Genomic DNA, 19,932 nt, shown 5'->3' with positions numbered 1-19,932 from the left:
CCTGCTCCCGCAGGATCCCGATGATCTGCTCTTCCGTGAACCTTGATCGCTTCATTCTGTCCGTCCTTTCGAGGGGCGGACTCTAGCTATTCTTGGAGGAGTTTCAGGGGGTCACGTCACCTCGCCTGACTCCACCCAGGCGAGGAAGCCGGTATTCTCCAAAGCGGTCGATATTGGGATGAGCCGCTTGGCTGCTCGGTTCTTTACGCGGTTGGCTCCGGTGAGAGGACGATCCCTGAGGTCGAAGGCCACTATCCCGTTCTCGCGGACGATCTCGGTCCGTTTAAGCGAGGCGAGTTCCTCCAAACGCATACCCGTAAAAAGGGCGGCGATCGGAAGCCAGTAGTGATCGTCGCGGATTACGACGTCGCCCGGTTGATCTCGATTACCGGCCAGCCGTCCCGAATGGCCGCGATAGAGCGGGGTGGCGAACATGACTTTGAGATCGGCTTCGTCGAACGCCACCCGCTCGCTCGCGATCTCGATTGATGGTTTCCTCATCATCGCTTCCGCCGGGTTATGGCTCAGAACTCGGCGGCTTACGGCGAAGGCGAACATCGCTTTGTAGACAGTCGTCCAAAGGTAGACAGTCCGCTCGTTGAGCAGCTTATGGGATTGCCCCTCATACTTTGCGATCAATGCCCCGAACCCGAGCTTGTCGTCCTCAGGCCGCTTCGAAAGCGGGAACCGCCGCAACTCGATCAGAAACCGGTCCAGTTGGAGGGGTTGAACGGACGCAATATCGACATCGCCCAGGAACTCGATCAGGCGGCGAATATAGCCCTTTTGCTTGGGCTCCAGGGGCTTCACCGCGTCCCAAGCGTCTCGAAGCTGGCTGATCGTCATCCCTGCTGTCGTTGTCGCCTGTGGGACCGGATTGGATTCAGGGGTGCCAAAGTGGTCAGGCCAACCGTCGATCAGCCCAAGTCCAAACCGCTCCCGCCAGTGATCGACGCTGAGGGCTGCGAGCGCGAACGGTTGGGCGAGGAAAGCTAAGGCGGGATGTTCGACGTCAGCAACGATCCCCTGCGAGCCCAAAGCCTGAACAAGGATCGCCCTCCAGCCATCCGCGTCCTCGAAGCGATTGGTCTGGAGGGCGGCTCGCTCTTGGCCGGAGAACAGGCGCGATGGGAGGTCGAGGCCGTTGATGGTCGCGTGGAAGTCTGCGTCGATTGTAGTGGTCCGCCAGCGTTCCAATGCCGCCATCGCATGGGCACGGCTGATCGGAACCCGCGCCGTCGAGACGATCTGCGGCGGTGCCATGGCCCTCCCGGCGGATAGTGCCGCGCTGATCCGGCCCTCAAGGTCTGCCAGGATGGGAACGGCCTTGGATCGAGCCTCAGAGCGATCAGTGGTGCGAAGGCTGATCCAGACTTGGGCCTTGCCCTCAAACGCAGAGCGGGCGCCCATGGGGACGTTCTGAACCACGTAAAAGGTCCCCTTGGACCCGCGCTGGCGGACGTTTTGCATCAGAGCCATGATTAGCAGTTTCCATAGCAGAGTGACCGAAAAACCCCGTGGGGTCAGTCAGATCACCGTGCTGGCTGAAACTGCTAATGGATGGCTGGGGAACTAGGACTCGAACCTAGAATGACGGTACCAAAAACCGGAGTGTTACCATTACACCATTCCCCAGCAGGTCCGGCGCGTCCGGGGCCGAGGCACCGGAAGGCGGTCGAGATACGCGAAGGCCGCAGGGGATGCAAGAACCGCCTTTGAGACTATTTTCGCAGACCTTGAAACGTTGCTTGCGGGCGGGAAAGGCCGTCGCTATAAGCCCCCTCCTCAAGTCGGAGTGTGGCTCAGCCTGGTAGAGCACTGCGTTCGGGACGCAGGGGTCGGAGGTTCGAATCCTCTCACTCCGACCATTTTCCCCAGACCCTCGTCAATGTGAGTAGCCAGCCCTTTCGGGCCGGGTGCGGCATTGCTACGCGCCCCTCTTGCGATTGCTTCGCAAGATCGTTAGGCCGAGGTCCGTTTCCGGGAGAAAACCCATGTCCCTGCGTCGTCCACTGCTGGCCGCAACCCTGATCGCCCTTGTCGTATCCGCCTGTGGCGAACCCAACCGGCAGACTCCCGGGGAACCGGCCGGAGAGCTGAATCTCTATACCGCCCGCCACTATGACGCGGACCTGCAGCTGTACCGGATGTTCGAGGAAAAGACGGGTATCCGCATCAACCGGATCGACGGCAAGCCGGACCAGCTGATGGCGCGGATGCAGACCGAGGGCAGCACCAGCCCGACCGATGTCTTCGTTGCGGCGGATGCCGGGGCGCTCTGGCGGGCCCAGGAAGCCGGTCTGCTCCAGCCCGTGACCTCCACCGCCCTGACGGCCGCCATCCCGGCCAATCTGCGTGATCCGCAGGGTCACTGGTTCGGACTGGCGCGGCGTGCCCGGGTCGTCGCCTATGACACGACAAAGGTCCGTCCGGACGAGGTCGATACCTATGAGGAGATCGTCTCGCCCCGTTTCCGCGGCAAGCTGTGCATCCGCTCGTCGGACAGCGTCTACAACCTGTCACTGGTCGGAGCCCTGATCGAGAGCTGGGGGCCCCAAAAGGCCGGCGATTGGGTCCGGGGTGTGGTGGCCAATATGGCCCGTCCGCCCGAGGGTGGCGACCGTGACCAGATCCGGGCCGTGGCGGCCGGGGTGTGCGAGATCACCGTCACCAACACCTACTACTATATCCGCATGGCCCATGGAGAGGATGCGGCCGACCGGGCCGTGACCCAACGGGTCAAGCTGGCCTTCCCGTCCTTGGGTGGAGCCGGGACCCATGTGAATGTCTCGGGCGGCGGGGTGGCGAAGCATGCGCCGAACCGGGCCAATGCCATCCGCTTCCTCGAATTCCTTGCGACGCCTGAGGCGCAGGCCATCTTCGCCACAGCCAACAATGAATTCACCGCGGCCAATGGTGTGGCCAATCCCGCACCGGTCGATGCCTATGCCGGCTTCCGGGCCAATCCCATGTCGGTCACCGTCTATGGCCGGCGGCAGGCGGAGGCGCAGTCGCTGATGACGACCGCCGGCTGGCGCTGACGAAGGGCTCAGTTCCGGTCAGGGCGATGCGGCGGGGAGCCCCCTCGCCGCTTGCCGTCCTGGGCCTGATGGCGGCCCTGATTGCCATCCTGCCCCTGGCCGGGGTGGTGGCGGTCTCGGCCTCCGGGGCGACCGCCGACATCGCAGGCCCGGACCTGGTCCGCTATGCCCTGACCTCGGCGGCCTTGGCCGGACTCGTGGCCGTGGTCACGGGGTTTGCCGGCACGCTCGCGGCCTGGCTGGTGGTGATGTACCGGTTTCCCGGGCACGGCATCCTGGCCTGGGCCCTTGCTCTGCCCTTTGCCATGCCGGCCTTTGCGATGGCCTATGCCTATGCCGATCTGTTTGACGTGGCGGGGCATCTCCGCGTCTGGATGCGGGCCACGGCCGGATTTGACCTGGCGATCGACCTGCGCAGCCTGCCCGGCGCGGCCTTTGTCCTGTCCTGTGCCTTCTACCCCTATGTCTATCTCGCCATGAGGGCGGCCTTTGTGACCCTGCCGCGTGAGGCGTTTGAGTCCGCCCGGCTTATGGGCTGTACGGCCCGGCAGGCCCTGATGCGGGTCGCCGTCCCCATGGCGCGTCCCGCCCTGGCTGCCGGGGTCGCGCTGGCGGTCATGGAGACGCTGGCGGACTATGGCGCGGTTCAGTTTCTGGACGTCCAGACCCTGACGACCGGCGTGGTCCGGGCCTGGTTCGTCTATGGCTCCCTCGCGTCGGCCGCCCTCTTCGCCCTGCCTCTGCTGGGGGTTGCGGCCTTGCTGCTCTGGATCGAACGCCGCAGCCGCCGGGGACGATCCTATAACGACGGCCGCGGGCGGGGGGCGTCCCTGCCGGTCACCCGACTGACGGGCGCGAGAGCGGTCGCTGCCACCGTCTATTGTCTGATGCTGGTGGGTCTCGGCCTGCTCCTGCCGATGGGTTGGCTGGTCTGGACCTCGCTGGATGTGGTTCCGGACTGGCCCCGCCTTGCCGCCGCCACGCGCAACAGTCTTGGGCTCGCCGTGGCTGGCGCGGTTGTGACCGTCATCCTGGCGTCCAGCCTGGCCCTGTCCGGACAACGGTTCCCGATCGCCACGCGGATGGCCAGCCTCGGCTATGCCACGCCCGGTGCCGTGATGGCGATCGGCCTGCTGATCCCGGCGGGATGGCTCTGGTCCGTGGTCCCGGGTGGCTCGGCCAATGTCGCCGCGGGGCTTTTGCTGCTGATCTATGCCTATGCCGCACGTCTGATGGCGGCGGCGCTCGAGCCGGTTGAGGCCGGACTGGCGCGGGTCACGCCTTCCATGACCCAGGCGGCCCGGACCCTCGGCGCTGATGCCATGGCCGCGGCCCTGCGGGTGCAGCTGCCGGTCGCGGCCCCCGCCCTGTTCACCGCAGGCCTGATTGTCCTGATCGATATCCTGAAGGAATTGCCGGCGACCCTGATCCTTCGACCGTTCAACTTCGACACCCTGGCGGTGATCTCTGACAACTATGCCCGGGATGAGCGACTGGCCAGTGCCGGCTGGCCCGCCCTGTTGCTGATTGCCCTCGCCCTTCCCGGCGTGATGTGGCTCAGCGGGCGGATCGCGCCGACCCGACCCGAGGCATCATGAACCGGACCCCTGAAACCCCTGTCCTGAGCGTCCAGTCCGTATCGCGGGCCTATGGGGCGCGTCAGGCTGTAGCCGAGGCCAGCTTGACCCTGCGGGCCGGGGAGATAACCGCCCTGCTGGGCGCGTCCGGCAGCGGCAAGAGCACCCTGCTGCGCCTGATCGCCGGTCTGGAGCCGGTCGACAGCGGTGAAATCCGGCTGGGCGAAACCCTGCTCTCGGGAACGGGCCGGACCCTTGCGCCGGAGCAGCGCGGGATCGGCCTCGTGTTCCAGGACTATGCCCTGTTTCCGCATCTGTCGGTGCTGGACAATGTCTGTTTCGGCCTCAAGGGCCTGCCCCGGGGCGAACAGCGGTCCCGCGCCGGAGCGGCCCTGGGTCGGGTCGAACTGGGGGAGCGCGCCTCGGCCTGGCCGCACTGGCTGTCCGGCGGTGAGCAGCAGCGCGTGGCCCTCGCCCGGGCCCTCGTCCGGGAACCCGAGGCCCTGCTGCTGGACGAGCCCTTCTCGGGCCTCGACGCCCACCTCAAGGCCGGGGTCCGCCGGGATCTCACACAGACCCTGCGGGCCGCCGGGACCGCCACCCTGATCGTCACTCACGACGCCGGCGAGGCGCTGATGATGGCGGACCAGCTGGTGCTGATGGAGGCCGGCCGGGTGATCCAGTCCGGCACCCCGGTCGACTGCTATCGGGACCCCGTCTCCGTGGCTGCGGCCCGGCTGCTGGGTGAGGTCAATGTGATCCCGGTCACGGTTGAAGGCGGGGCCGCCCGGACGCCCTGGGGTCCGCGTGTCGCCACGACTCTTGAAGACGGCCCGGCGAAGCTGCTGCTGCGGCCCCATGATCTGGGTCTTGCCGGCGGAGGGATACCGGCGCGGGTCATTGGCCGGGGCTTTGCCGGGGCGTACAGCCAGGTCGAGGTCCTGCTCGGCGAGCAGGTGCTGCAGCTTCATCTTTCAGGCCCGGCGCCCTCGGTCGGCGAGATGGTGTCGGTCCGTGCCGACATGGACCGGGCAAGGCTGGTCGCCCTCTAGTCCGCGCCATCGGCGGCGCGGGCCGCGACCGCGCCCAGATGCGCGCCGACCGCCTCGATCGTGCGAGCGGCCAAGGCCTTGCGCCGGGCCAGAAGGTCGGGCGAACCGGCGTCATAGTCGGCCATCAGCTTGCGCACGAAGTCACCGGACTGGACCTCCTCCAGCACCGTGTCCATGGCGGCCTGCGAGGCCTCTCCGATAATCCGCGGTCCGGTCAGATAGGCCCCGTATTCGGCGGTGTTGGAGATGCGGGTGAAGGCCCCGGCGACACCGCGCTCATACATCAGGTCGGTGACCAGCTTGACCTCATAGAAGCATTCGAACCAGGCCACCTCCGGCGGATAGCCGGCCTTGACCAGTTTCATGAAGGCCGCATCGACCAGTTCGGCCACGCCGCCGCAGAGCACCACCTGTTCGCCGAACAGGTCGCTCTCGCATTCGGCGGCGAAGGTGGTCTCGAGGATGCCCTTGCGACCACAGCCAAGGGCCGCCGCATAGGACAGGCCGAGGGCATGGGCTGTGCCGGTCGCATCCTGATGCACGCCGAACAGGCAGAAGACCCCCTCCCCGGCCTCATAGAGGTCCCGGATGCGCGGCCCGATGCCCTTGGGCGAGGCGAGGATGACATCGAGATCGGCGCGGGGCTCGACCAGGCCGAAGCGGACCGACAGGCCGTGGGCGAAGATCAGGGCGGCACCCGGTTTCATCGCCGGGGCCAGTTCGTTGGCCCAGAGGTCGCGGTGGGCCTCGTCCGAGACCATGACGGCGACCACATCAGCCGAGGCGGCGGCTTCGCCGGCGGTCAACACGGGAAAGCCGTCGGCCTCGGCCCTGGCGCGGGTGGCCGAGCCGGTCTTGAGACCGATCACGATATCGGAGACGCCGGAGTCGCGCAGGTTCAGCGCATGGGTCCGGCCCTGACTGCCGTAGCCTATGACGGCGACGCGCTTGCCGCGAATGATGGAAAGATCGCAGTCGCGGTCATGGAAGACGGGGAGCGGGGCGCTTAGGTTCTGACTCATGCACACAGACATAACGCCTTCCGACGTCATCGCCTTCTGGAAAGAAGCCGGACCATCGAAGTGGTTCGCCAGGGACGAGGCTTTCGATGCCCGGTTCCGCGAGCGGTTCGAGGCGGCGCACCATGCTGCTGCCCGGCGGGCGCTGGATTCCTGGGCGGAGACGGCGGAGGGCTCGCTGGCCCTGCTGATCCTGCTGGACCAGTTTCCGCGCAACGCCTTCCGCGGCACGGGCCATGCCTTCGCGACGGATCCGTTGGCACGGCTTTTCGCAGAGCGGGCGCTGGAGGCCGGGCACGACCTGCAGGTCGAGGGCGACATCCGGCGGTTCTTCTACCTGCCCCTCCAGCATTCGGAGGACCGCGCCGATCAGGCCCGGCAGGTCGAACTGTTCCAGACCCGGATGGAGCGTAAACCCGACGATCGCTGGGCCGAGCATCACCACGACATCATCGCCCGTTTCGGGCGCTTTCCGCATCGGAACCGGGCGCTGGGCCGGGAGACGACGCCGGAGGAGCAGGTATTTCTGGAGGCCGACGGGTTCAGGGGATGAGATCGCGCTCCTTGTCTCCCATTTCGGGGGAAGGAAGCGGAAAGGCTGTGGGCAAGCGAATCACCCGGCTGCCCGGACCTCCGAATCAGAGGCATTCTGGTCGGATGAACGCCGTCGCTTCCCTTGCTGACCTCCACGCCCGCACCGGAGCCGTCGCGGCCGATCATCCGGAGTGGCAGTATCTCAACCTGCTGCGCGACATCCTCGACAACGGCAGCCGGCGCGACGACCGGACGGGCACGGGCACGCTGGGCGTGTTCGGGCGGCAAATGCGGTTTGATCTGTCGAAGGGCTTCCCGGTCCTGACGACCAAGAAGCTGCACCTGCGGTCGATCATCGTCGAACTGCTGTGGTTCCTGCGCGGCGAGACCAATATCGGCTGGCTGAAGGACAACGGCGTCAGCATCTGGAACGAATGGGCCGACGCCGAGGGCGAGCTGGGGCCTGTCTATGGCAAACAGTGGCGCTCCTGGGCGGCACCGGACGGCCGGGTGATCGACCAGATCACGAAGCTGGTCGAGGGGCTGAAGACCAATCCCAACAGCCGCCGCCATATCGTGAGCGCCTGGAACCCCGCCGATGTCGATGACATGGCCCTGCCGCCCTGCCACTGCCTGTTCCAGTTCTTCGTCGCCGACGGGAAACTGAGCTGCCAGCTGTACCAGCGGTCGGCGGATGTGTTTCTGGGCGTGCCGTTCAACATCGCCTCCTATGCCCTGCTGACGATGATGGTGGCCCAGGTCTGCGGGCTGAAGCCGGGCGAGTTCGTCCACACCTTCGGCGACGCCCACCTGTATCTGAACCACATCGAACAGGCCGAGACCCAGCTGGCCCGCGCGCCCCTGCCCGCCCCGACCATGACGATCACGCCGAAGGACGACCTGTTCGCCTATACGCTCGAGGACTTCGTGCTTGAAGGGTATGAGCCTTGGCCGCATATCAAGGCGCCGGTCGCGGTTTGATGACCCTCGACCTCAAGGCCCTGCAGGCCGACGTCCTGCGCATCTCCGACATCTATGCGCGCGAGCATGGCATCGACCGCTCCGGCGACTGGGCCATCCTCAAGCTGCAGGAGGAGCTGGGCGAGCTGACCGCGGAACATCTGCGCATGAGCGGCCGGGCGCGGGGTGCGGCCGACGCCGGCAAGCTGGGCGATGAGGCGGCGGACGTGCTGGGCATGCTACTGATCTATTGCGACCGGGCGGGGATCGATCTTGAACAGGCCATGCAGCGGAAATGGCTGCACTGGCTGAAGACGGAGACCGCCGTTCCCCAAACTTGATTCAGCATCGCCTTAGACCCATTCTCGAATGGGCTAGGGGTGGCCTTAGCAAACGGGAGGGTGCCATGCTGAACAGGTTTTCGGTCGGGCTTATCGGCACAATGGTTCTGGCAGTTTGCGGTGCGGCGGTGCTGGGCCCGGCATCCTTCGGCCAGCCGGCGCAGGCCGCTGTCCTGATACCATCACCCGCAACTGGACAAGCCAGTCCTGCAAGCGTTTCCTCGCAACGAACCGCTGCGCAGTTGGTAGCCTTGTTTGATCGCTGGCGGACAGAGGAGCAGGCCGGTCGCATGACTCGTGACCAAATCCGACAGGCGATTCAGGCTCTACCTGCAGATGAGCAGCAGCAGATGCGAGATGCAGTGGCTAGGCGAGATGCAGAGCGTACGGCAACAGCAACGGCAGCCGCTCGCCGTTCAGAGGAAGATGCTGCTACAGCTTCGGCAGCCGCTCGCCGTGCAGAGGAAGAGCTTCGCCGTGCAGAGGAAGATGCTGCTACAGCTTCGGCAGCCGCTCGCCGTGCAGAGGAAGAGCTTCGCCGTGCATGGGAGCGTGCTGAAAGAGCTTTAGGCGGCCCTCGTCATTGAGGGGGTAGGTACGGCTATCGTCGTCATCGCCATACAGGGAGTGACAGGGCCACGGGTCAAGGAGCCTTTACGAGCATGGGAATCTATCCGATCCTTGCATTGATCCGCATCGGCAGGATCCATCTGACCTGAGTGTCGGGCAATCCGGACGGCAGCTTCGGCCCGTCCGGATTGCACGGCGGCAAGACCCTGAGCCAGGTCTGATTGTCCTTCGCAGCTGCCGCCTCGAGCTCGGTGCTCGGGCCGCTGCTGTTCCGGATCAAGATGCTGGAACCCGACGCCTGAGGCTGTAAGAACGGTCGGCGGTCGACCGGGCCGCCGCCTGTTTTTCCGAGGTCCGCTTGCCCCTGCCCCAACTCGTTCTGGTCGTCGCCCGCGCCCGCAATGGTGTCATCGGGTGTGACGGCGACCTGCCATGGCGGCTGCGCAGCGACCTGCAGCGGTTCAAGGCCATCACCCTGGGCAAGCCCTGCATCATGGGCCGCAAGACGTGGGAGAGCCTGCCGCTCAAGCCCCTGCCGGGCCGGCTGAACCTGGTGCTGTCGCGCGATGAATCCTTCACCGCGCGCGGGGCCGTGGTCTGCACGACGCTGGACGAAGCCGTCGAGATCGCGCGCGAGACCGCCGAGGAGGACGGGGTCGGGGAGATCTGCGTCATCGGCGGCGTGGCCCTGTTCGAAAAGGCCCTGCCGCGGGCGAAGCGGCTCTATCTAACCGAGGTCGAGGCGGCCCCTGACGGGGATGTGATGTTTCCGGCGTTCGACGAGGGGGCGTGGACGGAGGTATCCTCCGAGGCTCATCCGGCCGGCGAGAAGGACGACCACGGATTCGTCTTCCGGGTTCTCGAAAGGAAATGACCATGCTGATCGTGACCACCAATGACGCGCCCGGCTATCGGGTGGTGAGGACGCTGGGACTGGTGCGGGGCATCACCGTGCGGTCGCGAAACGCCATCAGCGACATGGTCGGCGGGCTGCAGTCGATGCTGGGCGGCCGGGTCGAGACCTATGTCAGACTGGCCGAGACCTCGCGCGCTGAGGCCCTTCAGGAAATGGTCGAACACGCCCAGGCCATGGGTGCTAATGCCGTGATCGGCATGCGCTATGAGGCCAATGAGATCATGGAAGGCGTCACCGAAGTGCTGGCCTATGGGACAGCGGTGGTGGTTGAGGGGTCTTAGGTCTTAGGGCTTAGGGCTTGAAGGAAGCTCTGATCCCTAAGCCCTAAGCCCTAAGCCCTAAGACCTATGACCTAGCTCAGCGTCATCATCGCCGAGCGTTCGAAATCCTTCAGCTCGTCCTGACGGCCGTCGCGGACCTTCACCACCCAGTTGGGATCGGCCAGAAGGGCGCGGCCGACGGCGATCAGGTCGAACTCCTCGCGCTCCATGCGCTGGATCAGGCCGTCCAGTGAGGCCGGACGGGACCCGGCTCCGCCAAAGGCGGCGATGAATTCGCCATCCAGCCCGACCGAGCCGACACTGATGGTCGGCTTGCCGGTGATGACCTTGGCCCAGCCCGCGAAATTCAGGTCCGAGCCTTCGAATTCCGGCTCCCAGAAGCGGCGCTGGGAACAGTGGAAGACATCGACGCCAGCATCAGACAGCGGCAGCAGCCATTCGGCCATTTCGTCGGGATTGAGGGCAATTTTCGCGTCGAAATCCTGCTGCTTCCACTGGGAAAGCCGGATGATCAGCGGAATGTCCGGCCCGAGGCCCTCGCGCACGGCCTTGACCACCTCGACCCCGAACCGGGCCCGCTCGGCGATCGAAGGGCCGCCCCAGCGGTCACCGCGGGCATTGAGGCCGCTCCAGTAGAACTGGTCGATCAGATAGCCGTGGGCCGAATGGATCTCGGCGGCATCGAAGCCCAGCTCACGCGAAGCCCGGGCGGAGGCACCGAAGGCGGCGATGGTGTCGGCGATGTCCTCTTCGGTCATCGGCTCATACTTCTGCTTGCCCGGGCCGGTCAGGCCCGAGGGGCTGTCGACCTTGCCCAGGGGTTCCCAGTCGGCGCCCTGACCGCGGGCGGCCCCGACATGCCAGAGCTGGGGCGCGATCAGGCCGCCGGCGGCGTGGACTTCCTCGACCACCTTCTTCCATTCCGGCAGGGCCTGGCCATGAAACACCGGCACCTTGGGGTCGTTCCGGGCGGCCGGCCGCTCGACGACGGTTCCCTCGGTGATGATCAGACCCACCTGCCCCTCGGCCCGGCGGCGATAGTAGCCCACCACATCCTCGGTCGGGATGCCACCCGGCGAGAAGGACCGGGTCATCGGGGCCATGACGATGCGGTTGGGCATCTTCAGGGACTTGACCTGGAACGGACGGAACAGGGTGTCGACGGACATGGGCGGCTCTCGCATGGCTGGAGCCCCCAAGGTGGCGGTCAGGGTTGCGTTTGAAAACCCTGAAGACCGAGTTTTTTTGCGACCTCTGCGGCAAAGCCCGCAAAACGTCCGGCGATGTCGCCGTCCGGATCGCTGACCACGACCGGGACACCGGCGTCGGCGCCCTCGCGGAGGGCCGCGTCGAGCGGCAGGTCCCCGAGGAAGGTGATGCCAAGCTGCAATGCCTCGGCCTCCGCGCCGCCGCGGCCGAAGACGGGGCCGGTCATGTTCTCGATCAGGCCGAGCGTGGGGATGTCGACCTTCCGGAACAGGGTGTGGGCGCGCCGGGCGTCGGCGAGGGCCACCTCCTGCGGGGTCGAGACAATGACGACCCCGTCCAGCGGGGTCTTCTGAACCAGGGTCAGCTGGACGTCGCCTGTGCCGGGCGGCAGGTCGACGACGAGCAGGTCGAGCGGCGCGTCCTCCATCCCCCAGCGGGTCTGGGTGAGCATCTGGGTCAGGGCCTGGGAGGCCATGGGACCGCGCCAGATCATGGCGTCCTCGGCCTTGGTCAGCAGGCCCACAGACATGGCCCTGAGGCCGTGGATGAAGTGCGGCTCCATCATGCCGTCGCGGTATTCCGGCTTGCCTGTCATGCCGAGCATGGTGGGCAGGGACGGGCCATAGACATCCGCGTCCAGCAGGCCGACCGAGAGGCCCTTCGCGGCGAAGGCAGCGGCGAGATTGACCGCGACGGTCGATTTGCCGACCCCGCCCTTGCCGCTGGCCACGGCCAGAACGCGGCGGACGTGGGCCGGCCGGTCGGTCGCGACCGGGGCTTTCGGCCGGCCCTGGTCGACGGCCTGGGGCGACAGGGAAGCCCGACGCACCGGTCTGGCGGCGGGTGCCGTTTCGGCGGTCAGAACCACGGAGACCCGCCCCATGCCCGGCATGGCCGAAAGAGCGGCCTCGGCAGCATCACGCACCGGCGCATAGAGGGCGGTGTCACCGGCGGCGACCTCCAGCACAAACCCGGCCCGGAGCCCCTCCGGCGCAGGCCCGACGACCAGGCCCTGGACCAGACCGGCGGCCGCGAGGCCCTGCCCGCTCCTGGGGTCGATCACGGTATCAAGGGCGGCGAGAACGGAAGCGCGGTCGGGCAAGGGCATGATCCTGACGGGTTGCCGGGTCGGGTTGCGCGTTCTATCGCCGAACGACCCTGCCTGTCCGGTCGAAAATCCGAGTCCGCGTCTTGTCCGAGCCCCTGATCACCCTGCTGGCCGGCCCGACCGCCTCGGGCAAGTCAAGGCGCGCTCTGGAGATAGCGGCCCGGACCGGGGCGGTGATCATCAATGCCGACAGCCAGCAACTGTATGCTGACCTTCGGGTGCTGAGCGCCCGGCCCTCGGTCGCGGAAGAGGCCTTGGCCGAGCACAGGCTTTACGGAGTCGCCGCTGCCATGGACCCCTGGTCGGTCGGGCGCTGGAGCCGGGCCGTCATGCCACAATTGGCCGAACTGGCGGCCGAGCGCCGGCCCGCGCTGCTGGTGGGCGGGACGGGGCTGTATTTCACCGCCCTGACCACAGGGCTGGCGGACATTCCGGATGTGCCACTCGCAGAACGGGACGCGGCGGGCGCGGTCTTCGACGCCGACGGCGAGGCGGCGTTCCGCGCCCGGCTGGCCGTGCTTGACCCCGAAGCCGAGGCAAGGATCGAGGCCGGAGATCGCCAGCGGTTGACCCGGGCCTGGGCTGTGGCCAGGCATACCGGGCGGGCCCTCAGCGACTGGACCGCCGATACCAGACCTTTGTTGCCCCCGGGTTCATGGACGGGTCAGGTGATCGAGCCGGACCGGGAGGCCCTGTACGCCCGCTGTGACCTGCGGGTGGCGCAGATGGTCGAGGCCGGGGCACTGGACGAGGTCCGGGCCCTGGTGGCGCGTGGGCTGGACCCTGCCCTGCCCGCCATGAAGGCGGTGGGCGTGCGCGAGTTCGCGGCTCATCTCGCGGGCGCGTGCACCCTGGCGGCAGCGGTTGAGGCCACACGCCAGGCGACCCGCAACTATGCCAAACGCCAGCTGACATGGTTCAGGAACCAGACGCCCGGATGGGCGCGGGTCTGACCCGTTGCTCGCGTCCGTGCGCAGGGACGCCGACCGGAACGGATGCTATGCAGGTGCCGGTGCGGGACTCGCATCTGCCAGAGTGACGTCGCCGGGGCCGATACCCGTTGCGGGCGTGGAACGACAGGAGCGCGCATGCCGAACCGGGTCGACGCCCTCATGAGCCAGATTCATGCGCTGGAGCATGATCTGGCGGCCGAAATCTCACGCCAGCGGTCGGGCTTCCGGTTCGGGCTGGAGCATGGTCGGGCCCGGTTCGAGGAAGAGGCGCGGCGCCGGCTCGAGGAACGCCGCACTCACCTGCTGAAATACATTTTCCGGGCACCGGTCCTGTACGTTCTGAGCGCCCCGGTGATCTATTCGCTGATGCTGCCGTTCGCCCTGGTCGATCTGTGGGTGTCGCTTTACCAGGCGATCTGTTTCCGCGTTTACGGCATCCCGCAGGTCCCGAGGGGCCGCTACATGATTTTCGACCGGACAGGCCTGCCCTATCTGAACGCCATCGAGAAACTGAACTGTGCCTATTGTTCCTATGTGAACGGCGTCATCGCCTATGTCCGAGAGGTGTCGGCCCGGACCGAACAATACTGGTGTCCCATCAAACATACGCGGCGGCTGATGGGGGCCCATGGCCGCTATGCCGGTTTCGGCGATTTCGGCGACGGCGAAGCCTATCATGAGGCTCTTGCGGCAGCGCGCCTGGCGCTGCGGAAGGCGGACGAGGACTGACCCCGGCGGGGCCGCACTTCGGACCTTGGAAGCCGGGTCCGGAAGCCCTATATTGGGGTTGCCGGGGCTTGCTCCGGATATGGCGATAAACGCGCTTGTAATAAGCGGACCGGACCCGGGTGCGATTCCCGGCGGCTCCACCATCTTCTCCCCGCGTTATCGGCGGAGGCATATGGGGCCGACTAGCATCGACGGACGTGTAAAGAAGACTGCTTTCGCCCGTCCTGGCCCACCGTATCGGGCCATTTTCTAACTGCGAACGATAACTTCGCTGGAGAAGTCGCTCTCGCCGCATAAGCGGTTCGGGTGATTTCGAACACTTAAGTCCTGGGGGATCAGTTCCCCAGGCGGGGCCTGTCGGGGAGCCTGCCAACAGAATCCCCGGCACTTTCAGCATCGTCGATTTCACCATCTTGGCGCCTTTCGCCCGCGCCCTCTCACCGCTATCAGTTCGCGCGAACAGCTGAGGCGACCCATGGCCGAAGAGACGCCCCCCGTCGACGAGATGAACTATGAGCAGCTGGCGCAGGACGCCAAGCGCGGCGTCATCCGCTCGGCGCTGGAACGGGCCGCCATGCCCGAAGGAATTCCGGGCGCGCACCATTTCTATGTGACGTTCATGACCCGCGCGCCGGGCGTCAGCGTGCCCCCGGACATCCTGGCCAAATACCCCGAAGAAATGACGGTCGTTCTGCAGCACCAGTACTGGGACCTGAAGGTCGAGCCGACGAGATTTTCGGTGATGCTGAAATTCGGCGGCATGCCCAAGGTGCTGGCCATGCCCTATACCGCCGTGACCCGCTTCTATGACCCGTCGGTGCAGTTCCTGCTGCAGTTTGAGCCGCCGGCCACGGTTGAAGACAGCGTCGTGGAGATCCCTGCATCAGAGCCCGGCCGCGCGCCGGCTCCCGAGGGTGATGACAACGGCCCGAAGGTCGTGTCGCTGGATCAGTTCCGGAAAAAGTAGGGTCTTTTCCTCCCGGCACCTTCCGCTAGTCTCGGTTTCGACTTGAGGCTGGGGGAAGCGCATGGGTCGAGGTCTGATCATTGTCCTGATGGCCATGTTTGGGTTCGCGGGGTCCGCCCTGGCCCAGACCGGGGCACCACCCAGCCGCTTTGGCAACTGGACTTCGGCCATCGTCGCAGCAGACTGGCGCGACGGAGCCGACCGGCCGATCCAGGCCTTTGACAATGCCCGCAGGGATCTGGTGAAGGGCTTCCTCGCCGCCGGCTTCTCACGCGCCAATATGGTGGACTACAGCCTCAGGCCCGACGTCCCCCAGCCCACCTCGGCCTCGGCTGTAGTCGACGGGATCACGGCCGCGGCGTCGCGGGGAACTGCCGGCTGTCTGCTTTATTTCACCTCGCACGGCGCGCCCAACGCCATGGTGTTCGGCGTGGCCCCGCGGATGACACCGGACATGATGGCCAATATCGTCCGATCGGCCTGCGGGACCCGGCCGACGGTGGTCATCGTCTCGGCCTGCTATTCCGGCATCTTCGTCAACGCCCTGGCAGCCCCCAACCGGATGGTTCTGACCGCCGCCAGTCGCGAGCGGACCTCGTTCGGCTGTGGGGCCGACGAGACCTATCCCTGGTTTGACGGCTGCATCATCGAGTCCCTGCCGACCGCGATCGACTTCCTGGACCTGGCCGCGCGGACAAGGGCCTGTGTGGCACGCAAGGAGGCCGCCCTGGGAGCCACGCCGCCGTCGGACCCGCAGATGTTTGTCGGGGCCGAGATGCAGATGCGACTGCCGACGCTGCGTTTTCAGCGCAGCAGTCCCTGAGGGGCCTGGATCAGGAACGCGGAAAGACCCGGATTGTAATCCGCTCGCGCTCGCCCTGGCGGCGTTCGACGAGGAGGCGCGCGACCTGGGCGTCGTCATGGAAAAGATAGCCCTTGATCGCATCCAGCAGGGCCTTCGCGAGATTGTCGAGGTCCATCCAGGGCGGATCGCCGACATGTTCCATCAGGATCTCGACCGTGTAGTCACCGTAGGAGGGGCGCGAGCTCCACTCCTTGCGCATGAACTCATAGACCAGCGGCTTGTAGTATTTGGCCTGGGTGGTCAGGCCGTCGATGGTCAGTTCGACCGTGTCGCCAACCTCGCGGGCACGGACCTTGCCCCGCCCCACCCATTGAGGCTCGACCCCGCCTGCCGTCATCCCGCCGTCCTCGCCTGAGCGCCTTGCCCGTCCGCACGCCCGTGCTACACCGCCGCGCATTCCTCCGCCACGTCCGATGAGCCCGCCCACGATGACCAAGACCCGCACCGAAACCGACACCTTCGGCCCCATTGAGGTCGCCTCGGACCGTTACTGGGGTGCCCAGGCGCAGCGGTCGCTGGGGAATTTCAAGATCGGCTGGGAGAAACAGCCCCTGCCGATCGTGCGGGCCCTGGGGATCGTCAAGCGCGCGGCGGCCGAGACCAATATGGCGCTGGGCAAGCTGGACACCACAATCGGCAACACCATTGTCGCGGCGGCCAATGAGGTGATCGAGGGCCGGCTGAACGACCATTTCCCGCTGGTGGTCTGGCAGACCGGTTCGGGCACCCAGTCCAACATGAACGCCAATGAGGTGATCTCGAACCGCGCCATCGAAATGCTGGGCGGAGAGATGGGCTCCAAGAAGCCGGTGCACCCGAACGACCACGTCAATATGAGCCAGTCGTCGAACGACACCTTCCCGACGGCCATGCACGTGGCCTGCGCCGAACAGGTGGTCAACGACCTGATCCCCGCGCTGAAGCATCTGCACGCGGCGCTGGACGCCAAGGCGAAGTCCTGGGCCCACATCATCAAGATCGGCCGGACCCATACCCAGGACGCCACGCCCCTGACCCTCGGCCAGGAGTTCGGCGGCTATGCCCAGCAGGTCGCCAACGGCATCGAGCGGATCGAGCAGACCCTGCCGAAGCTGATGGAGCTGGCCCAGGGCGGCACGGCCGTCGGCACCGGACTGAACGCGCCGATCGGTTTCGCCGAACAGGTCGCCGACCGCATCGCCGCCATCACCGGCCTGGCCTTCACCACGGCACCGAACAAGTTCGAGGCCCTCGCCGCCCATGACGCCATGGTGTTCAGCCACGGGGCCATCAACACGGTCGCGGCCAGCCTGTTCAAGATCGCCAACGACATCCGCTTCCTCGGCTCGGGCCCGCGCTCGGGCCTCGGTGAACTGGCCCTGCCGGAGAACGAGCCGGGCTCGTCGATCATGCCGGGCAAGGTCAATCCGACCCAGTCGGAAGCGCTGACCCAGGTGTGCGTGCAGGTGTTCGGCAACCACGCCGCCATCACCTTCGCCGGCTCGCAGGGTCATTTCGAGCTGAACGTCTTCAATCCGGTGATGGCCTACAACTTCCTGCAGTCGGTGCGGCTGATGGCCGACGCTGCGGTGTCGTTCACGGACAACTGCGTCGTCGGGATCGAGCCGCGCGAGGACAACATCAAGCGCGGACTGGACAACTCCCTGATGCTGGTGACGGCGCTGAACGGCAAGCTGGGCTATGACGCCTGTGCCAAGATCGCCAAGACCGCGCACAAGAACGGCACCACCCTGCGCGAGGAGGCCGTCGGCGGCGGCTATCTGACCGACGCGGAGTTCGACGAGGCCGTGCGGCCCGAGAAGATGATCTCGCCGGGGTGAGCTACCCGACTCCGGGAATCAACGCCGGCCTTCCTGCGGAGGCCGGCGTTTTTGATTCAGGGCTTGTCGCGGATCGTCCGGCCGATCGGGGCGAGGGCCAGCTTGGCCAGCTCCAGATCCTTCAGGGCGAAGGGGATGCCGATGATGGTGATGAACTCCGCCACGGCGATCAGCAGGTGCGACAGGGCGATGTACCAGCCGGCGAAGATGAACCAGATGATGTTGAGGACCAGGCCCAGCGGGCCCGTGCCGGCGTCCTGCTCGCCCAGTTCGTCGCGCCAGATGACCTCGCGGCCGAAGGGCCAGAAGGAATAGCTGGCGATCCGCCAGGCGGCGAAGGTCCATGGCAGGCCGACGATGGTCAGGGCCAGGATGGCACCGCCCAGCAGCCAGAGCAGGCCGGACAGCCAGCCTCCGAAGATGAACCAGAGAATGTTGAGGATCAGGCGGATCAAGGGCGTCATTCCGGTCGCGCCAGAAACCGGCGCAGGGTCCTGAATAGGGCGAACACAGCGGGTGCGACAGCCGCCGCCCCGTGAATTCGCGGTAAGGCAGCGGGTCCCGGTTGCGACCGCAGATCGGGTGGACCGGCATCGAAATGTTCGCGGACCTGACTCCGGCCCCGGATGCCGGTATCGTGGCCGGTGTCTGCCACGGTCGGCGGATCGGAGATCCGTATGGGCGAGATCGTCAATCTGAACCGGGTGCGAAAGGACCGGGCAAAGGCCGCGACGCGGGCGTCGGCGGTCGCCAACCGCGTCCTGCACGGCCGCTCCAAGGCCGAGCGGGCGCAGGCTGAAGCCGAGCGGGCACGCGCGGACCGTCTGCTGGACGGGTCGAAACTGGAGGACTGACCATGGACGACCCGCGTCAGGACCCCCGCATCAGACATGGCCTGATACCCGTCCTCGTGGCCATGCGGGTCACAGCCGAGCGCAAGCGTCGCGCGGAGGAAGCCGCAAGGAAGGCCGGGACCGCCTCAGACACGGCACCGAAAAAGAAGCGCGGCTGGTTCGGTTAGGCGGCGATCCGGGGCGCGCGGATCATCAACACCTGCCCTGACAGTACCAGCAACAGCCCCAAAAGGGCCGACCAGCCGAAATGCGCGCCCTCGAACAGCACCGAGACCAGCATGGCGACGGGCGGGGTCAGGGCCGAGACGTAGCTGGCCATGGCGTAGCCGATCACGCGGGCGATGGTGAAGTAGAGGCCGAAGGCGATCACCGAGCCGAAGAGGGCCAGGTAAAGCAGCGAGCCGATGTAGGTGAAGGTCGGGTCGATCGTGAACTCCACGCCCGTAACCAGGCCGTAAATCACCAACAGGCCCGTGCCATAGGCCATGGCCCAGGCGGTCGAGGGAATGGCCGCCGATCCCTGGACCTGACCCTTCCATGCGAAGAAATTGCCGAAGGCCGAAGCGACCACGGCGACCAGGGCGAGCCCTACGCCGAGGGCGGCCCGACGATCGAAACCGGTTCCCAGCACCTCACTACCCGAAAGCACCGCCACGCCGACAAGGCCGAGGATGGCTCCACCCCAGGAAACGGCTGCGGCCCGCTGACCCGCGGCGACCCGGAACAGGACCAGATTGATGAAGGTCAGGGAGGCGAAGGTCACGGCGACAATCGCGGACGCGACATGGCCTTCCGAGGCGTAGGTGAAGCTGTAGCTGATCGAGAAGGCGAAGGCCCCCTGGGCCAGGGCGGCGAGATGTTGGCCCCGCGTGAGCTTGAGGTTCTGCCGGAAGACCAGGCAACCGAGGAACAACACGGCGGAGGCGAGGCCGAAGCGCCAGACGATCGAGGCGATGGTCGCCACCGCCCCGAGCTGCAGGGTGATGGCGTACCAGGTCGTGCCCCAGATCATGGCGCAGACCAGCACCCCGCCGATCCCGAGCAGGGTAGTCCGCGACATCGGCTGGCGCGGAGCAGGATGATCGGAGGCGGGGGAACTCATTCACGCCCAGTGACGGATGCCGTCAGGCGGAGCA

Annotated in this window: 23 protein-coding genes, 2 tRNA genes and 1 other RNA gene; 18 read left to right on the top strand and 8 right to left on the bottom strand. The window is 66.4% G+C overall.

The window, feature by feature from the left end; all coding sequences use genetic code 11:
* Positions 1-111 precede the first annotated feature (111 nt).
* Positions 112-1,479: a DUF6538 domain-containing protein gene (locus Q0053_RS05350; protein ID WP_298097058.1), complete on the bottom strand. Its 1,368-nt coding sequence runs from the start codon at positions 1,477-1,479 to the stop codon at positions 112-114.
* Positions 1,480-1,561: 82 nt separating this feature from the next.
* Positions 1,562-1,635: transfer RNA gene (locus tag Q0053_RS05345), tRNA-Gln, on the bottom strand.
* A 156-nt stretch (positions 1,636-1,791) separates the two neighbouring features.
* On the opposite strand from Q0053_RS05345, the gene Q0053_RS05340 reads away from it, so the two are divergent.
* From Q0053_RS05340 to Q0053_RS05325, 4 genes are all read left to right on the top strand, one after another.
* A tRNA-Pro gene (locus Q0053_RS05340) sits at positions 1,792-1,868 on the top strand.
* Positions 1,869-1,994: 126 nt separating this feature from the next.
* A complete protein-coding gene (locus tag Q0053_RS05335) occupies positions 1,995-3,041 on the top strand; it encodes an extracellular solute-binding protein (RefSeq protein WP_298097056.1) in 1,047 nt (348 codons plus the stop codon).
* 26 nt (positions 3,042-3,067) lie between these two features.
* A complete protein-coding gene (locus Q0053_RS05330) occupies positions 3,068-4,639 on the top strand; it encodes an iron ABC transporter permease (RefSeq protein WP_298097054.1) in 1,572 nt (523 codons plus the stop codon).
* Positions 4,636-5,670, top strand: coding sequence for an ABC transporter ATP-binding protein (locus Q0053_RS05325; protein WP_298097052.1), 1,035 nt, complete (start codon positions 4,636-4,638; stop codon positions 5,668-5,670). The genes Q0053_RS05330 and Q0053_RS05325 overlap by 4 nt, the downstream gene beginning before the upstream one ends.
* Here the strand turns inward: Q0053_RS05325 and ilvC are convergent.
* Positions 5,667-6,692 carry a ketol-acid reductoisomerase gene (gene ilvC, locus Q0053_RS05320; RefSeq protein ID WP_298097049.1) on the bottom strand — a complete coding sequence of 342 codons (1,026 nt, stop codon included), beginning with the start codon at positions 6,690-6,692 and terminating at the stop codon, positions 5,667-5,669. The genes Q0053_RS05325 and ilvC overlap by 4 nt on opposite strands.
* Here ilvC and Q0053_RS05315 point away from each other — a divergent pair.
* The 6 genes from Q0053_RS05315 (at position 6,691) to Q0053_RS05290 (ending at position 10,291) form a co-directional block, all read left to right on the top strand.
* Positions 6,691-7,242, top strand: a complete 552-nt coding sequence (locus Q0053_RS05315; RefSeq protein WP_298097047.1) for a DUF924 family protein — start codon at positions 6,691-6,693, stop codon at positions 7,240-7,242. The genes ilvC and Q0053_RS05315 overlap by 2 nt on opposite strands.
* A 104-nt stretch (positions 7,243-7,346) precedes the next feature.
* A complete protein-coding gene (locus Q0053_RS05310; protein WP_298097044.1) occupies positions 7,347-8,204 on the top strand; it encodes a thymidylate synthase in 858 nt (285 codons plus the stop codon).
* The gene (locus Q0053_RS05305; protein WP_298097042.1) at positions 8,204-8,524 is read left to right on the top strand and encodes a phosphoribosyl-ATP pyrophosphohydrolase; all 321 of its coding nucleotides are present in this window, start codon (positions 8,204-8,206) and stop codon (positions 8,522-8,524) included. The genes Q0053_RS05310 and Q0053_RS05305 overlap by 1 nt, the downstream gene beginning before the upstream one ends.
* A 297-nt stretch (positions 8,525-8,821) precedes the next feature.
* Positions 8,822-9,094 (top strand): hypothetical protein, encoded by a 273-nt coding sequence (locus Q0053_RS05300; protein WP_298097040.1) that lies wholly within the window; start codon positions 8,822-8,824, stop codon positions 9,092-9,094.
* Between the two features lie 358 nt (positions 9,095-9,452).
* The gene (locus Q0053_RS05295) at positions 9,453-9,968 is read left to right on the top strand and encodes a dihydrofolate reductase (RefSeq protein WP_298097037.1); all 516 of its coding nucleotides are present in this window, start codon (positions 9,453-9,455) and stop codon (positions 9,966-9,968) included.
* Positions 9,969-9,970: 2 nt separating this feature from the next.
* Positions 9,971-10,291: a YbjQ family protein gene (locus Q0053_RS05290; protein WP_298097034.1), complete on the top strand. Its 321-nt coding sequence runs from the start codon at positions 9,971-9,973 to the stop codon at positions 10,289-10,291.
* A gap of 71 nt (positions 10,292-10,362) precedes the next feature.
* On the opposite strand, the gene Q0053_RS05285 is transcribed toward Q0053_RS05290, so the two are convergent.
* Complete coding sequence (locus Q0053_RS05285) at positions 10,363-11,460, bottom strand: NADH:flavin oxidoreductase (protein WP_298097031.1); 1,098 nt, start codon at positions 11,458-11,460, stop codon at positions 10,363-10,365.
* Positions 11,461-11,498: 38 nt separating this feature from the next.
* Positions 11,499-12,602, bottom strand: a complete 1,104-nt coding sequence (locus Q0053_RS05280) for an Mrp/NBP35 family ATP-binding protein (protein ID WP_298097028.1) — start codon at positions 12,600-12,602, stop codon at positions 11,499-11,501.
* A gap of 89 nt (positions 12,603-12,691) precedes the next feature.
* Between Q0053_RS05280 and miaA the strand changes: the two genes are divergently transcribed.
* The 5 genes from miaA (at position 12,692) to Q0053_RS05255 (ending at position 16,080) form a co-directional block, all read left to right on the top strand.
* Positions 12,692-13,561: a tRNA (adenosine(37)-N6)-dimethylallyltransferase MiaA gene (miaA, locus tag Q0053_RS05275; RefSeq protein ID WP_298097025.1), complete on the top strand. Its 870-nt coding sequence runs from the start codon at positions 12,692-12,694 to the stop codon at positions 13,559-13,561.
* 135 nt (positions 13,562-13,696) lie between these two features.
* Positions 13,697-14,290 (top strand): hypothetical protein, encoded by a 594-nt coding sequence (locus Q0053_RS05270; RefSeq protein WP_298097022.1) that lies wholly within the window; start codon positions 13,697-13,699, stop codon positions 14,288-14,290.
* A gap of 21 nt (positions 14,291-14,311) precedes the next feature.
* Positions 14,312-14,679: a transfer-messenger RNA gene (gene ssrA, locus Q0053_RS05265) on the top strand.
* Between the two features lie 86 nt (positions 14,680-14,765).
* Entirely contained in the window at positions 14,766-15,257 is a 492-nt protein-coding gene (locus tag Q0053_RS05260; RefSeq protein WP_298097019.1) for an SspB family protein, read from the top strand.
* Between the two features lie 61 nt (positions 15,258-15,318).
* Positions 15,319-16,080, top strand: a complete 762-nt coding sequence (locus Q0053_RS05255) for a C13 family peptidase (protein WP_298097016.1) — start codon at positions 15,319-15,321, stop codon at positions 16,078-16,080.
* A 10-nt stretch (positions 16,081-16,090) separates the two neighbouring features.
* Here the strand turns inward: Q0053_RS05255 and Q0053_RS05250 are convergent, their stop codons facing one another.
* The gene (locus tag Q0053_RS05250; protein WP_298097014.1) at positions 16,091-16,459 is read right to left on the bottom strand and encodes a RusA family crossover junction endodeoxyribonuclease; all 369 of its coding nucleotides are present in this window, start codon (positions 16,457-16,459) and stop codon (positions 16,091-16,093) included.
* A gap of 91 nt (positions 16,460-16,550) precedes the next feature.
* On the opposite strand from Q0053_RS05250, the gene fumC reads away from it, so the two are divergent.
* On the top strand, positions 16,551-17,942 hold the full coding sequence (gene fumC, locus Q0053_RS05245) for a class II fumarate hydratase (RefSeq protein ID WP_298097011.1): 1,392 nt from the start codon (positions 16,551-16,553) through the stop codon (positions 17,940-17,942).
* 56 nt (positions 17,943-17,998) lie between these two features.
* Here fumC and Q0053_RS05240 read toward each other — a convergent pair whose 3' ends face one another.
* Complete coding sequence (locus tag Q0053_RS05240) at positions 17,999-18,397, bottom strand: YccF domain-containing protein (RefSeq protein WP_298097064.1); 399 nt, start codon at positions 18,395-18,397, stop codon at positions 17,999-18,001.
* A 222-nt stretch (positions 18,398-18,619) separates the two neighbouring features.
* Here Q0053_RS05240 and Q0053_RS05235 point away from each other — a divergent pair, with 222 nt between their 5' ends.
* The gene (locus tag Q0053_RS05235; protein ID WP_298097008.1) at positions 18,620-18,796 is read left to right on the top strand and encodes a DUF4169 family protein; all 177 of its coding nucleotides are present in this window, start codon (positions 18,620-18,622) and stop codon (positions 18,794-18,796) included.
* A gap of 2 nt (positions 18,797-18,798) precedes the next feature.
* A complete protein-coding gene (locus tag Q0053_RS05230; RefSeq protein ID WP_298097005.1) occupies positions 18,799-18,963 on the top strand; it encodes a hypothetical protein in 165 nt (54 codons plus the stop codon).
* Here the strand turns inward: Q0053_RS05230 and Q0053_RS05225 are convergent.
* The gene (locus Q0053_RS05225; RefSeq protein ID WP_298097003.1) at positions 18,960-19,898 is read right to left on the bottom strand and encodes an EamA family transporter; all 939 of its coding nucleotides are present in this window, start codon (positions 19,896-19,898) and stop codon (positions 18,960-18,962) included. The genes Q0053_RS05230 and Q0053_RS05225 overlap by 4 nt on opposite strands.
* Between the last annotated feature and the right edge of the window lie 34 nt (positions 19,899-19,932).

The organism is Brevundimonas sp. (assembly GCF_027487935.1).
Taxonomy (GTDB): domain Bacteria; phylum Pseudomonadota; class Alphaproteobacteria; order Caulobacterales; family Caulobacteraceae; genus Brevundimonas.
This window is presented reverse-complemented; position numbering and strand designations above follow the sequence as displayed.

Bases quoted from the DNA above. Each gene is read 5' to 3' on its own strand.
- Q0053_RS05290 (WP_298097034.1), top strand. From the start codon at position 9,971: ATGCTGATCGTGACCACCAATGACGCGCCCGGCTATCGGGTGGTGAGG.
- Q0053_RS05330 (WP_298097054.1), top strand. From the start codon at position 3,068: ATGCGGCGGGGAGCCCCCTCGCCGCTTGCCGTCCTGGGCCTGATGGCG.
- Q0053_RS05255 (WP_298097016.1), top strand. From the start codon at position 15,319: ATGGGTCGAGGTCTGATCATTGTCCTGATGGCCATGTTTGGGTTCGCG.
- Q0053_RS05235 (WP_298097008.1), top strand. From the start codon at position 18,620: ATGGGCGAGATCGTCAATCTGAACCGGGTGCGAAAGGACCGGGCAAAG.
- Q0053_RS05250 (WP_298097014.1), bottom strand. From the start codon at position 16,459: ATGACGGCAGGCGGGGTCGAGCCTCAATGGGTGGGGCGGGGCAAGGTC.
- ilvC (WP_298097049.1), bottom strand. From the start codon at position 6,692: ATGAGTCAGAACCTAAGCGCCCCGCTCCCCGTCTTCCATGACCGCGAC.
- Q0053_RS05325 (WP_298097052.1), top strand. From the start codon at position 4,636: ATGAACCGGACCCCTGAAACCCCTGTCCTGAGCGTCCAGTCCGTATCG.
- Q0053_RS05230 (WP_298097005.1), top strand. From the start codon at position 18,799: ATGGACGACCCGCGTCAGGACCCCCGCATCAGACATGGCCTGATACCC.
- Q0053_RS05315 (WP_298097047.1), top strand. From the start codon at position 6,691: ATGCACACAGACATAACGCCTTCCGACGTCATCGCCTTCTGGAAAGAA.
- Q0053_RS05225 (WP_298097003.1), bottom strand. From the start codon at position 19,898: ATGAGTTCCCCCGCCTCCGATCATCCTGCTCCGCGCCAGCCGATGTCG.
- Q0053_RS05305 (WP_298097042.1), top strand. From the start codon at position 8,204: ATGACCCTCGACCTCAAGGCCCTGCAGGCCGACGTCCTGCGCATCTCC.
- Q0053_RS05335 (WP_298097056.1), top strand. From the start codon at position 1,995: ATGTCCCTGCGTCGTCCACTGCTGGCCGCAACCCTGATCGCCCTTGTC.
- Q0053_RS05270 (WP_298097022.1), top strand. From the start codon at position 13,697: ATGCCGAACCGGGTCGACGCCCTCATGAGCCAGATTCATGCGCTGGAG.
- Q0053_RS05310 (WP_298097044.1), top strand. From the start codon at position 7,347: ATGAACGCCGTCGCTTCCCTTGCTGACCTCCACGCCCGCACCGGAGCC.
- fumC (WP_298097011.1), top strand. From the start codon at position 16,551: ATGACCAAGACCCGCACCGAAACCGACACCTTCGGCCCCATTGAGGTC.
- Q0053_RS05350 (WP_298097058.1), bottom strand. From the start codon at position 1,479: ATGGCTCTGATGCAAAACGTCCGCCAGCGCGGGTCCAAGGGGACCTTT.
- Q0053_RS05285 (WP_298097031.1), bottom strand. From the start codon at position 11,460: ATGTCCGTCGACACCCTGTTCCGTCCGTTCCAGGTCAAGTCCCTGAAG.
- Q0053_RS05260 (WP_298097019.1), top strand. From the start codon at position 14,766: ATGGCCGAAGAGACGCCCCCCGTCGACGAGATGAACTATGAGCAGCTG.